Genomic DNA, 13,695 nt, shown 5'->3' on the forward strand with positions numbered 1-13,695 from the left:
CCATGACCGCACACGAAGAGACCGCCACCCGGCCGACCGCACCGGCAGCGCGCACGAAGCCCTGCCTCATCGGCGTACGCCACCACAGTCCGGCACTGGCCCTCGCCGTCCCCCGGCTGCTGGACGCGGCGGACGCCGAGGTCGTCTGCGTGGAACTGCCGGCCGACTTCCAGCCGTGGCTGCCGTACCTCGCCGATCCGCGGACCGTGGCGCCGGTGGCCCTGAGCGGCGCGTACGAGGACGGACGGCTGCACTTCTACCCCCTCGCCGACTTCTCGCCGGAACTGGCCGCCGTCCGCTGGGCACGCGAGCGGGGCGCGGAAGTGGTGTGCTGCGATCTGCCCCTGGCGTCGCCGGAGTGGTCGTCCGGGCCACCGTACGGGCCACCGGACGACGGCACGGCGGGTACGTCCGACGCCGGCGCCGACGGGCTGTGGCACCGCACCGTCGAGGCACTGGCGCCCGGCAGCGATCCCGAGGCAGTGCGGCGTGCCGCCCTCGCCTTCGGACGGGCCCTGCGCCACGACACCGCGACCCACGGAGGGATCGCGGCCGGGGACCTCGCCCGCGAGGCACACATGCGGCGCGTTCTCGCCGGGGTGGGACGGCGGCGGGCCGCGGCGGTGGTCGGGGCCTTCCACGCGCCCGCGCTGGCCGGCGCGGGCGCGGGGGACACGTCGGCGAAGACCGGGGACGAGGAAACGCCCGGAGAGGAGGGAGCGCCCGGGGACGGGGGAACGCCGGGGCCGGGCTCCCCGGTCGTCACGTCCCTCGTGCCCTACGCCTTCGCCCTGCTGGACCCCCGCTCCGGCTACCCGGCCGGCATCCACGCCCCGCGCTGGCAGCAGGCACTGCTCGAAGCCGGGGGAGAGCCCGGCCGCATCCGGGACGCCGCCGCCCGGTCCATCACCGAACTGTGCCGGGAGATCCGCGCCTCCGGCGACACGGCGGGCACCGGCGAGGCCATCGAGGCACTGCGGCTGGCCTGCGACCTCGCCACCCTGCGCGGCCTGCCCGCACCCGGCCGGGCCGAACTCGTCGAGGCGGTGACGTCCGTACTCGGCCAGGGCCGGTCCCTCGGCCCGGAACTGGGCGCCGTCCTGGTCGGTACCGGCCGCGGCCACCTCGCGCCCGGCACGCCCCGCTCCGGCCTCGGCCCCTGGACGGAGGCCGAACTGGCCGCGCTGCGGCTGCCCGGACCCGCCGACCCGGCCGGCCGGGACCTGCGGCTCACGCCGCTGCGCTCCGCCCTCGACGCCCGCCGCGAGATCCTGCTCCAGCGCCTCGGGGAATGCGGGGTGGGCTACGCGGAGCCGGCCGAGGTGACCGCGGCCGGAGAGGGAAGCGCGCTGACCACCCGCTGGCGGGCCGCCTGGACCCCGTCCGTCGCCGCCCGCCTCGACCTCGCGGGCGTCCGGGGCGTCACCGCCGCCCAGGCGGCCGACGGCACCCTCCGGGAGAACCACCGCAGGGCGGCCGAGACGGGCCTGCTCACCCCGGCCCGGGTCGTCGCCCTGCTGGGCGCCGCGGCCCGGTGCGCCCTCCCGGACCTGCTCCACGACGGCCTCACGGAGGCCGGGCGCGTCCTGCCGGACGCCGCCACCCTGCCCGAACTGCTCGACGCCCTGGGCCTGTTGGAGGCACTGCGCCGAGGCCACCTGCCCGGTACCACCGCACGCGTCCGCGTCCGGGCGGCCCGGCTCGCCGACCTGCTGTCGGAAGCCGCCGTCCGTGTCCTGCCGGGGCTGGCCGGCAGCGACGACCCGAAGGACGCCGTCGCCGTCGTGACCCTCGCCGTCCGCACCGCCGAGGACCGGCTCGGCCTGCGGCTGGACAGGGAGCTGTACGCGCTCTCCCGCACCGGCTCCCCGCTCCTCCAGGGCGCGGCGCAGGCCGCCCGGGTACTGCTGGACCTCGACGGCTCGGACCTGCTGGGCGCGCGGCTCGCCGGCTGGGTGGACACGGCGACGGGACCGGACGGCCGACGCCGACTGGAACGCCGGCTCACCGGGGTGCTCGTCGCGGCCGGACCACTGATCGAGTCCGCGTCCACCGCACTCGACCCGCTGATCGAGCGCGTGGAGACCATGAGCGACCGCGCCTTCCTCGACCGGCTGTACGCGCTGCGCGGCGGCTTCCTGGCGCTCACGCCGGAGGGCCGGAGCCGGGTGCTCGCTGCCGTCTCCGACCGCCTGGGCGACCGGCCCGACCTGCGGCTCCCCGCCCCGGCCGAGCTGGTCGGGCGGTGGTCCACGGCCGACGCCGAGGGGCTCGCCCTGCTGCGGGACCGGGGGCTGGCGGGCCTGGTGAGCACTCAGGAGCCGGTGCACGCCGGGGCCGCGTCGGGGCCCACGGCGCCGGCGGAGCGGTCCGCCCTCGCGTCGGTCGCCTCGGTCGTTGGCGCCCCGTCCGCCCCGTCCGCCCCGTCCGCCCCGTCCGCCCCGTCCGCCCCGTCCGCCGAGAGTGGCCAGGCCGCAGAGGCCGTCGCGTCCGCCGAGTCCGCCCCGCGGCTCGGCCCCGCCGACCGCTGGCGGCTGCTGCTGGGCCGCGACACCGCGAGACTCCCCTCGGCCCTGTGGCCCTACGTCCGCGCCCTCGACGAACTGTTCGGGCGGGAAGGAGCGGAAGCCGGCGAGGGCGGTGAAGGCAGCGGGGACGGCGAGGGCGACGGGGACGGCGGCGCCCACGCCCCCGGCGCGACCGGCACCGCAGGCGGCAGCGCCGCCGACGACGACCGGACCGGCGGCCGGGCCCGGGGCTACCCCGGCGTCCGGCACTGGGCCGAGGACCTCCAGGCGCTCTTCGGCGCGGAGATCCGGGAGGAAGTCCTGGGCCGTGCCGTCGCCGCCGGACGCACGGACGCCCTCGACCTCCTCGACCCGGCCACCGTGCGCCCCTCCGTGGAACTGCTCTCCACCGTGCTGTCGCTGGCCAGGGGGATGCCCGAGCAGCGGGTGGCACGCCTGAGGCCACTCGTGAAGCGACTGGTCGAGGAACTCACCCGGGAACTCGCCACGCGACTGCGCCCCACATCGACGGGCCTGACCAGCCCCCGTCCCACCCGGCGTCCCGGCGGCCCCCTCGACCTGCCCCGCACGCTGCGGGCCAACCTCGCGCACACCCGCCGACTGGTCGACGGGCGGGTCGAGGTCGTCCCCGAACGGCCGGTGTTCAAGACCCGCACCGCGCGGCGGAACGACTGGCGGCTGATCCTCGTCGTCGACGTCTCCGCGTCCATGGAGAACTCGGTGGTGTGGTCGGCGCTCACCGCCGCGGTCCTGGGCGGCGCACCCATGCTCTCCACCCACTTCCTCACCTTCAGCACCCAGGTCGCCGACCTCACCGGCCTCGTCGCCGACCCCCTCTCCCTGCTGCTGGAGGTGAGGGTCGGCGGCGGTACGCACGTCGCGGCGGGTCTCGCCCACGCCCGGTCCCTGGTGAAGGTGCCCGACCGGACCCTGATGGTGGTCGTCAGCGACTTCGAGGAAGGGGCCGCCGTCGAGGGACTGCTGGCCGAGACCAGGGCCCTGGTCTCCTCCGGTGTCCGGCTGCTCGGCTGCGCCGCGCTGGACGGCGAGGGAACGCCCTGCTACTCCGTGCCGATCGCCCGGCAACTCGTCGCCGCCGGAATGCCGGTGGCCGCCCTCAGCCCGCTCGCGCTCGCCCGCTGGGTCGGCGAACAGGTCCGCGGAGCCGCCCGATGACCCCGACCCGCGCGGGCACCGCCCCCTCGCTCCCCCCGGTCGCACCGGAGGTGTGCGCCGCCGCGGTCGAGAGCCTGACCACCCGGCTGCGCGGCAGACTCGACGCGGCCGTGGAGGCGCTCGCCGGCACGCCCGTCGACACACCCGAGGACGGCACGTACGGCGTCCGCTGCGGCGAGGACGCGCGGGTGACCCTCACCCCCGGCCCGTCCGGCACGATCACCTCCCCCGACCAGGCACACTGCACCTGCCTCCTCGCCCCGCGCTGCCTGCACCGCGCCGCGGTCCTGGCCGCCGGTCCGGTCGCGGACGCCACCTCGCCCACCGCACCGTCCACCCCTCCCGCGAGGCCGGCGTCCGCTGGGGGCCCGGCGTCTTGTGTCCCCCCTGAGCGGTGCCCGTCCGCCGGCCGCATCCGTGCCGCCGGGGACCTGTGGACGGCGGCCGCGACGGTCCTGGCCGCCGGGGTCCACGCCGCGGGCGCGGTCCCGCAGGCCGAGTTGCTCCGGGCCGCGCACACGGCCCGGCTGGCCGGCCTGCACCGTGCGGAGAGCGCCGCCCTCGACGTCGTACGCCACGTGCGCGACGCGCGCGACCCGGACGGCAGCCCCGGCGCCCACCGCCCCCACGCGATGCACCACCCCGCCGAGTCGGTGGCCGTCCTGCGTGAACTCCTCCTCGTCACGCACCGCCTGAAGGCGGCCGCCGCCGACCCGGAGCTGATCGGCGCCGTCCGCCACAACCACCGGCCCGACGGTCCCCTGCGCCTCTACGGCGTCTGCCGGGAACCGGTCGTCGGACCCGGTGGAGCGGGCGGCGTCGTCACCCATCTCGTGGACGACGACGACCGCTGGTACACGCTCCGCGACGTCGGACCGGGCGGCGTGGAGCGGGCCCGCCGCGCCGGTACCGCCCACGTCGCCCTCCGGTCCTTCCTGAGCGACCACGAGCGGCTGTCCCGGGGCGGACTGATCGTCACCGGGGCGGTCGTCGCCCCGGACGGCCGCCTGCTCGCGGAGCGCGGCGTCCGCGCCACCTTCGCCGCAGGACGCCCGTGGACCCGCGCCGCGTCCGGCCGGACCGGGCACGCCGCGCCGCTGACCGGCTGCGACGTGGAGATCGTCGCCGTCGACGGCGAGGAGGTGCTCGTCCGGGTCCTCACGCAGGACGTGCCCGGACCGACCGCCCGGCTGGCACCGGCGCACCGGCATCCCGCTCTCGCGCACACCGCCAACCTCCGGCGGCTGGGCGCGCGTCCGGGACTGCGGGTGCGCCTCCTCGGCCGCCTCGACCCCCACCGGGTCACGACTCTGCGCCCCTTGGCCGTCGGACCGGCCCCCGGTGCCGGGGCGGCGACCCTGCGCCTGCCCGAGGAGTGGCAGGACCGCGCCGACCTCGGCTACGACCGGCTGCGCGACGACCACTTCCCGCCCGAGGCTGCCTGCCCGCCCCCGCCCCCGCCCCCGCCCCCGGGACCGGGGCCCGCCCTGTCGACCCTCCGCTCCGGCGCCTGCGCGACCTGGTCGAACTGGCGGTCGTCGGCGGACGTCGCGCCGCCGCGGAACCCGCGCGCGACAGCGACCGCGACGGCCATGCCGCCGCGTTGCGCCGCGGCGGGTTCACCACCGGCGCGGACCTGTTCGCCGCACTCGGCGCGGTCGCCGCCCGGCGCCCCCGCGACGCCTTCGGCCGCCCGTCCGGGGACGACCGGGACCACTACGCGGCCCAGTGGCTGGCCGCCGCCGTCTACCTCGACGGTACGGAGGCCGCCCTGGGACGCGGCCTCTGGCACGGATGAACCGGAACACCCGCAGCGAAGGCACGGCGGGAAGGCCGGGCTCGGCTCAGCGCTCCAGTTCCTTGTGCGCCGTCTCCGGCAGCCTCAGGTACACCAGCGAGGACAGCAGGCACAGCACGGCGACGTACCAGGGGAAGAGCCCGGAATGGCCCAGGTCCTTGAAGAGCGTGCCCACGTACGGTGCCGTGCCGCCGAACAGCGCCACCGTGAGCGAGTAGGGGAAGCCGATCCCGGCCGCCCGCACCCGGGGCGGGAAGATTTCGGCGTTGACGGCGGCGCTGATGGAGGTGAAGCCGGTCAGCAGGACCATCCCGGCGCACTGCACGAGCAGCAGGACGGCGAAGGAGTCGCGCAGGGAGTGCAGCATCGGCACGCTCAGCAGCGCGAACCCCACGCCGAAGAAGAGCAGCAGGGGGCGGCGCCCGAACCGGTCGGAGAGCATGCCGCCGAGCGGCTGGAGCAGCCCGAAGAAGGCCAGCGAGATCGTCCCCGCGAGCAGCGCGTCCGACTTGGCGACGCCCGCGTTGAGTTCGGCGTACGTCGGCAGGTACGACGTCCAGGTGTAGTAGGCGATGGTGCCGCCCGCCGTGATGCCGCAGATCAGCAGGGACTCGCGCGGATGGCGGCGCAGCGCCTCGAACAGGGCCGGACGCGGCGCCCGTTGCTGCTCGGTGCTGCGGGTCTCCCGCGCGCCCTGCCGGATCCAGAAGCCGACCAGGCTGAGGACGGCGCCGAACACGAAGGGGATCCGCCACCCCCAGCCGTTCATCCGGTCCTCGCTCAGCGTGTCCACCAGCAGCGTGGCGATCCCGGACGCCACCAGTTGCCCCGCCGTGGTCGAGACGTACTGGAAACTGGAGAACAGGCCGCGCCGGCCCGGTCCCGCCGACTCCACGAGGAAGGTCGTCGAGGCCGCGAACTCGCCGCCCACCGACAGCCCCTGGAGTAGCCGCGCGACCACCAGCACCACCGGGGCCAGTACACCGGCCGCCGTGTACGTCGGCGTCAGCCCGACCAGCAGGCTGCTGCCGCCCATCAGCAGGATGGTGACGGTCAGCGCGGAGCGCCGCCCCCGCCGGTCCGCGATCGCGCCCATCAGTAGTCCGCCGACGGGCCGCATGAAGAAGCCCACCGCGAACACGGCGAACGTCGACAGCAGGGGCACCAGCGAGTTGTCCGCGCTCTCGGGGAAGACCTGGTCCGCGATGTAGGTGGCCAGGAAGGTGTAGGCGTACCAGTCGTACCACTCCACGGCGTTGCCCACCGAGGCGGCGAGAAGCTGGCGTACGGGCCGTCGGGCGGGGGGCGCGTCCGTGCGCATGCCTGTCATGATCGCGACCATCCCCGGACGTGGGGCCCGGCACACCTCACGTGCCGGTGACTTTCACACCACCGCCACCGGACGCCCGCCTCAGAGTCGCGTGAGGTGCCCGGGCCCCGGTTGCCGGGGCACCAGCACGGGACCCACCTGCCTCGGTCCCTCCGGATCCGGCTGCGGATCAGGCGCCGGCTGTGGCTCCGGGGTCGGTACGGCGGTCACCGGACCGGCGCGTTCGGGAACCGCCGGGGTCGCGCGGCTCAGCTGGAGTACGCCCCAGGCGGCCAGCCCCGCGCCGGTCAGTGCGAGCAGCACGCCGCCCGCGCCGCCCCTGAGGCGCTCCCCGAGCAGGGACAGGCCGATCACCGCGGCGGCCACCGGATTGGCCAGGGTCACCACCGCCAGCGGGGCGCCCAGACCACCCCGGTACGCGGTCTGGGACAGCAGCAGCCCGCCCGCCGCGAACGCGGCCACCAGCACGGCCACGCCGATCACCTGGACGCTCAGCAGGGGGCCCGAACGATCGGTGACGGCGACCGTGACGGTCTGGGTGAGCGCCGAGGCGACACCGGAGGCGATGCCGGACGCCGTCGCGTGCCGCAGTCCCGGGCGGGCGCCGGGCCACGACAGCATGCCGATCAGCGCCGCCGTCGCGCCGGACACCGTCAGCGCCTCGGGCACGCTCAGCACGTCGTCGGGCGCGGGCCCGGACGCGGTGAGCAGCAGCGCGCCGAGACCCAGCAGCGTCAGCCCGGTGCCCCGCCACTCGACCGCGCTCACCCGCCGGCCCGCCAGCCGCGCCCCCAGGGGCACCGCCGTGACCAGGGTGAGCGCACCGAGCGGCTGGACCACGGTGAGGGGACCGTACTTGAGCGCCACGACGTGCAGCAGCGCGGCCGAGGCGTTGAGCGCGACCGCCCACCACCAGGCGCTGGACGCCAGCATCCGCAGCGCACCGGCGGCGGAGGCGCGCGCGGCCAGCCGTTCCTGGGCGACGGCCGCTGCCGCGTAGGCGCAGGCGGAGACGAGGGACAGCAGCACGGCGATCAGGGCGGCGCTCATCGGCCCGCCCCGACCAGCTCGGGCCGCTCCGCCGACGAACGGCGACGCGACTGCGCCCTGCGGTGCGGCAGGGCGCACCGCGGCCGGTGCGGCAGGCGGAGGACCGTGAGCGCGAGGCCGAGCAGGGCCGCCGCCACGATCACGTCGAGCCAGTAGTGGTTCGCGGTGCCCACGATGACCAGCAGCGTCACCAGCGGGTGCAGCGACCACAGCCACCGCCACCGCGAGCGCGTCGCGACGATCAGACCGATCGCCAGCATCAGGGCCCAGCCGAAGTGCAGCGAGGGCATCGCGGCGAACTGGTTCGACAACTCGTCCGTGCGCGGTGGGCCGTACACCGAGGGGCCGAAGAGCCGGGCCGTGTCGATCAGGCCGGTGGCGCCGAGCATCCGGGGCGGGGCGAGCGGGAAGAGGAGGTGCAGCGCCAGCGCGGCGCCGGTCACCGCGGCCAGCGCCCGGCGGGCCCAGACGTAGTGCGCCGGCCGCCGCAGGTAGAGCCAGACGAGGAAGGCCAGGGTGGCGGGGAAGTGAACGGCGGCGTAGTAGGTGTTCGCCACGTGGATCAGCGTGTCGCCGTGCAGGAGCAGCGACTGCACCGCACCCTCGTCGGGCAGCCGCAGCGCGCGTTCCCAGTCCCAGACGTGGTGGGCGTTGCGGAAGGCCTCGGCGGTGTGACCCGTGGCCAGTTGCCGGCCGAACTTGTAGATGAGGAAGAGTCCTGCCACGAGCAGGAGCTCACGGACGAGCGGTGGACGCGCGGGCGCGTCCGGTCCCGCTTCTGCAGGCTCGCTGCGGGCTTTCATCCCCCGGCCCCTTCGCTGACGGTGGTGCGTGTGGCTCATCGGGTACGGGGCGTGTGACGGTTGTCATCGATACGACCTCGTTCCGATACGCCAGTGTACCGATACGATGGTGTACCGGTACACTGGCGTATCGATAGACCGGTGGACATACGACACACTGGAGCGCGGGTCCGGCCCACACCGGACCCGGCCGAGAGCAGAAGGAGCAGGGCCGATGACGTCGCAGGACGCGGACCGACCCGACACGGTCGTCGCCTCGCGCCGCTCCAAGCTCACGCCCGAGCGTGAGCAGGAGTTCTTCGACGCCGTGCTCGACCAGCTCCGCTCCTGCGGCTACGACGCCGTCACCATGGAGGGCATCGCCGCCAGCACCCGGTGCAGCAAGTCCACGCTCTACCGGCAGTGGAAGACCAAGCCCCAGTTCGTGGCCGCCGCCCTGCGCTCACAGCGCCGGGTGCGCTTCAGCGACATCGACACCGGGTCGCTGGCCGAGGACCTGCGCCAGGTGGCCCGCGCCGCGGCCCACGGAGCGGGCAAGGACACCGGGCTGCTCCAGGCGCTCGGCCACGCGGTCATGGAGGACCCGGAACTCAAGTGCGCGCTGCGCGAGGCGCTCGTCGAGCCGGAGATCGCCGCGCTCCGGGAGATCCTCACGCGCGGTGTGGCACGCGGCGAGGTGCCCCCCGGCCACCCGGCGCTGGAGTACGTGCCCGCACAGCTCTTCGGCATGATCCGGATGCGGCCCGTCCTCGAGGGCCGGCAGGCCGACGCCCGGTACCTCGTCCGGTTCGTGGAGGCCGTCGTGCTGCCGGCGCTCGGCCTCCCCTGAGACTCAGGTCGCCGTCCACGGGATGACTGGACGGTGGCCTGCCCGCGCCGCACCGTGGGGACGGGGGCGGCGCGCACCCCCGGCCGGGTGGGGCTCCCTTTGAGCGGAAGGGCGCCCCACCCGGCCGATCATCCTCTCCGGCCGGCCCGGCCCGGTCGTCACCGGGCCGGGTCGGCCGCTCCCCGGACCCTCAGACGTCCTGCCCGTTGCCGCCGCCGGCGGAGGACACCTCGATGCCCTCGGTGATCTCGTCGATGACCTTCTGCTGCTCCTCCACGTCGACACCGAAGCGGACGACGACGATGCGCTCGGGATCGGCGGGCGAGGGGAAGGCCAGCGACTCGACGAAGCCGTCGGAACCCTTCGCGGTGACCGCCTTCCAGCGGACCAGGTAGCCCTTCTGCCCGGCGACCGTGACCGCCTTGGAGGCCAGCTCGTCGTGCGAGGTGATCTCGCCGTAGGACGCGCCGCCGTAGGACTCCTCGGCGTTCGCCGCGATGTCGGCCTTCGCGACCTCCTCGGCGGTGCCGCCCTTGGTGCCGAGCACGATCGCCGGAGCCGAGTAGGCGCCGCCCTTGGTGCAGGTCTTCGAGGTGTCGCCGGGGCACTTGTAGCTGTCGTCCGACGTCACCGACGCGCCGATCTGCAACTGCTGCCCGGACCAGCCGTCCGGGACGGGGAGGCTGATCCCGCTGACCGGGTCCGGTACCGACCCGCTGTCGATCGTGGGCGGCTCCGACCCGTCCGGCGCAGGCGACCGCTCGTCACCACCGCCACCGCCCGAATCGCCGAAGGGGTCGTTCTCGCCGCCGGGGCCGCGCCGGTCCTGCCGCGAGCTTCCCGCGCTGTCGTCGCCCGAGCCGTCACCGGCCAGCACGTACACCCCGACCCCGATGCCGGTCAGCATGGCCACGACCGCCGCGACGGCTATGCCCGCCCGCAGCCGGCGCCGCCGCGCGGACGGCGGCTGCACGGGAATCCCCGGATACCCGGGGTGCACCGGATACCCCGGATGCGCCGGATACGGCCCGGGCGCGTCGTCCGGGCCCTGCGGTTGGTCCCGCGCCCGGTCCTCGGGCGGGGCGGAAGGAGGCGAGGGAGGAGCCCACGCCGCGGCCGGACCCGCGGGGCGGACCTGGTCGGTCCACACCGTGCCGTCCCACCATCGCTCGGTGGCGGGACCGTCATTCTGCTGTCCGGGGTCCGGGTACCACCCGGGAGGAGTCGCCTGCGTCATGGACACACCGTATGAGGCGTCGGTGAAAGCCGGATGAGAGGCCCGGCCGCACGCCCCGTCCCGGCCGGGCCGACGCCCGGAACACGGGGAGTTGACGGGGACCGGACCACCCCGCCGCTGATGACGGGCCCGGCGCGTCGTCCGCGCTTTACCGCATGTCACCCGTCACGGCAACTGGTCCGCGGAGCATCCACCACGCGCGCGATCGGAGGACTAGGCCCAGGACCTGTACGTCATTCGGGCGACTCGGGGAGGTAGCGGGATGACGGAGGTACGGCGGACGGGCGCCGCCTCGGCCTCCCTCTGGGAGCGCGACGAGGAAGTCGCCACCATCACGCGGGCGGTGGACGTCCTGTGCGCGGACCGCTCGTCCCCCGGCACCCTGCTGGAGGCCCGCGGCGAGGCCGGGGTGGGCAAGACCACCCTGCTCGCCGAGACCCGCCGCATCGCCGAGGCCCGCGGCTGCACCGTCTGGTCGGCACGCGGCGGCGAGACCCTCAGGTCCGTCCCCTTCAACGTCGTACGCCAACTGCTCCAGCCCGCGCTGGTGTCCATGCTGCCGGAGGAGGCCCGCGAGTACCTCGGCGACTGGTACGACATCGCCGGACCCGCCCTCGGCATAGTGGACCCCGGTGAGCGGCAGGCCGACCCGCAGGGCGTGTGCGACGGCCTGGTCGCCGCCGTACGCCGGCTCGCCCGCCGGGAGTGGCCGCTGGTGCTGCTGATCGACGACGCCCACTGGGCCGACCACGAGACCCTGCGCTGGCTCGCCGCGCTCGCCGAACGCCTCGACGAGACCTCCGTCCTGGTGGTGATCGCCCGCCGCCCCGGCGACGTCAGCGGCGACAGCGCCCGCCACCTGGACGCGGCCGCCGCCGTGGGCCGGCCCCTCGCCCCGCTGAACGCCCTCACCCCCGACGCGACCGCCGGGCTCACCCGCGCCACCCTCGGCGGCCACGCCGACGCCGCCTTCTGCCGCGAGGTGTGGGCCGTCACCGGCGGCAACCCCTACGAGACCGTCGAACTCCTCGCCAAGGTCCAGGACAGCGAAATGCAACCGATCGAGGCGGAGGCCGCCGAACTGCGCGACCTGAACCGCTCCGCCCGCGGCGGCGGACTCGTCGCCCGCCTGGAGCAACTCGGCGTCGACTCCACCCGCTTCGCCTGGGCCGCCGCCATCCTCGGCGGCGGCATCACCGTCGACATGGTGGCCGCGCTCGCCACCCTCGACCGCGCCGACGCCGCCCGCTGCGCCGAACTGCTGTGCAACGCCCGGATCCTGTCCGTGCCCGACCCCGCCGCCGGCCGCCAGGGCGCGGGCGACGACCTGGAGTTCGTCCACCCGCTGATCGCCACCGCCGTCTACAACTCCATCCCCGACGCGCTGCGCACGGCCATGCACGGCATAGCGGCCCAGCTGGTCACCGACTCCGGACTCGGCGCCGCGGCCGCCTCCCGCCACCTGCTCGAGGTGTATCCCGACGACGACCAGGAAGTCGTGGAGCAACTGCGCGAGGCCGCCCGCGAGCTGCTCGCCGTCGGCGCCCCCGACGCCGCCCGCCGCTGCCTCGAACGCGCGCTCCAGGAACCGCCGTTGCCCGACGCCCACGCCCGCGTGCTGTTCGAGCTGGGCTGCGCCACCCTCCTCACCGCGCCCGCCACGACCATCGGCCACCTGCGCACCGCGCTCGCCATGCCCGGCCTGGGCGGCGAGCAGCGCGTCGACGCCGTCTTCCGGCTCTCCCAGGCCCTGCTCCACAACGACCAGCTGGAGGAGGCCGTCCGCACCGTCGAGGCGGAGGCCGCCCGCACCCCCGACCCGTCCGCGCGGCTGCGACTCCAGGCCGCCCAGTACATGTGGGAGGGCATCCACGCCGGAGAGACCTCCTCGCCCCGCCGCTCCGCGCGCCTCGCCGAACTCGCCGCCACCTGCACCGGCCGCGACAACGCCGAGCGCGCGCTGCTCATCCTGCGCGGCTTCGACGCCATGACCCACGGCGAGAGCGCCGAGGAGGTCGTCGAACTGTGCGACCGCGCCCTCGTCAACGGCCGCCTCGCACCCGGACTCGGCTGGACCGACACCGAGTGGGGCCTGGAACTGCCGATGATGCTGGCCAGTTCCTACGCCTACGCCGACCGGCTGGACCGCGCCGAGGCCCTGTTCACCGAGGCTCTGCGCGCCTACGAGACCGCCGGCTGGAGCGGCGGCCACCTCTCCCTCGCGCACGCCTACGTCGGCCTCGGCCACCGCAGAAGGGGACGCCTCAGGGAGGCCGAGCAGTCCCTGCGCGAGTCACTGCGCATCGCCGAACGCGTCGGCCGCGGCCTGCCCCTGTACTGGTCGGCGATCTGCAACCTGATCGACACCCTGCTCGCCCGCGGCCACGTCGAGGAGGCCCGGACCCTCGCCGACCAGTACGGTTTCGCACCGCCCTACCCGTCGACGATCGTGCTGCCCGACCCCCGCTCGGTGCGTGGGCGGCTGCTGCTCGCCACCGGCCGCACCAAGGAGGGCGTCAACGAACTGGAGGCGGCCGAGAAGGCGGCGGCCGCGCGGGGCCGGCACAACCCGGTGGTGGTGCCCTGGGCCACCGAACTGGCCCGGGCGCTGGCCGCCGAGGACCCCGGCCGCGCCGCCCGGCTGGCCTCCGACGCCCGCCGCCAGGCCGAGCGCTTCGGCACCGACACGGCGATAGGAGAAGCCCTGCGCTGCGCCGCCGCACTGGAGACCGGCCAGCGCGCGGTCCGGCTCGCCGCGCAGGCCGTCACCTACCTGGAGGCCTCGCCCTGCCAGTACGAGCACGCCGCCGCGCGTGTGGAGTACGGCATCGCGGCCCGCTCCGCCGCCGAGCTGAACCGGGGCCTGGCACTGGCCGACTCCTGCGGCGCCGACGGACTGGTGGCCCGGGCCCGCGAGGCCCTGGCGGTGGGCCGCACGGGCTGA

At 75.7% G+C, this 13,695-nt stretch carries 8 protein-coding genes; 4 read left to right on the forward strand and 4 right to left on the reverse strand.

Features of this window, described 5'->3' with window-relative positions; genetic code table 11:
- The first annotated feature begins 2 nt into the window (after positions 1–2).
- The gene (locus BJ961_RS13060; RefSeq protein ID WP_271321474.1) at positions 3–3,704 is read left to right on the forward strand and encodes a DUF5682 family protein; all 3,702 of its coding nucleotides are present in this window, start codon (positions 3–5) and stop codon (positions 3,702–3,704) included.
- Between the two features lie 1,603 nt (positions 3,705–5,307).
- Positions 5,308–5,502, forward strand: a complete 195-nt coding sequence (locus BJ961_RS13070) for a hypothetical protein (RefSeq protein ID WP_271321475.1) — start codon at positions 5,308–5,310, stop codon at positions 5,500–5,502.
- Positions 5,503–5,548: 46 nt separating this feature from the next.
- Here BJ961_RS13070 and BJ961_RS13075 read toward each other — a convergent pair whose 3' ends face one another.
- The 3 genes from BJ961_RS13075 to BJ961_RS13085 form a co-directional block, all read right to left on the reverse strand.
- The gene (locus BJ961_RS13075; protein ID WP_271321476.1) at positions 5,549–6,844 is read right to left on the reverse strand and encodes an MFS transporter; all 1,296 of its coding nucleotides are present in this window, start codon (positions 6,842–6,844) and stop codon (positions 5,549–5,551) included.
- A gap of 69 nt (positions 6,845–6,913) precedes the next feature.
- Positions 6,914–7,882, reverse strand: coding sequence for a DMT family protein (locus BJ961_RS13080; RefSeq protein ID WP_271321477.1), 969 nt, complete (start codon positions 7,880–7,882; stop codon positions 6,914–6,916).
- A complete protein-coding gene (locus BJ961_RS13085) occupies positions 7,879–8,685 on the reverse strand; it encodes a phosphatase PAP2 family protein (RefSeq protein WP_271321478.1) in 807 nt (268 codons plus the stop codon). The genes BJ961_RS13080 and BJ961_RS13085 overlap by 4 nt, the downstream gene beginning before the upstream one ends.
- A gap of 214 nt (positions 8,686–8,899) precedes the next feature.
- On the opposite strand from BJ961_RS13085, the gene BJ961_RS13090 reads away from it, so the two are divergent.
- On the forward strand, positions 8,900–9,514 hold the full coding sequence (locus BJ961_RS13090) for a TetR/AcrR family transcriptional regulator (protein ID WP_271321479.1): 615 nt from the start codon (positions 8,900–8,902) through the stop codon (positions 9,512–9,514).
- A gap of 190 nt (positions 9,515–9,704) precedes the next feature.
- Here the strand turns inward: BJ961_RS13090 and BJ961_RS13095 are convergent, their stop codons facing one another.
- Positions 9,705–10,751 (reverse strand): DUF2510 domain-containing protein, encoded by a 1,047-nt coding sequence (locus BJ961_RS13095; RefSeq protein WP_271321480.1) that lies wholly within the window; start codon positions 10,749–10,751, stop codon positions 9,705–9,707.
- Between the two features lie 262 nt (positions 10,752–11,013).
- Between BJ961_RS13095 and BJ961_RS13100 the strand changes: the two genes are divergently transcribed.
- A complete protein-coding gene (locus BJ961_RS13100) occupies positions 11,014–13,695 on the forward strand; it encodes an ATP-binding protein (RefSeq protein WP_271321481.1) in 2,682 nt (893 codons plus the stop codon).

This window comes from Streptomyces lienomycini (assembly GCF_027947595.1).
GTDB lineage: Bacteria > Actinomycetota > Actinomycetes > Streptomycetales > Streptomycetaceae > Streptomyces > Streptomyces lienomycini.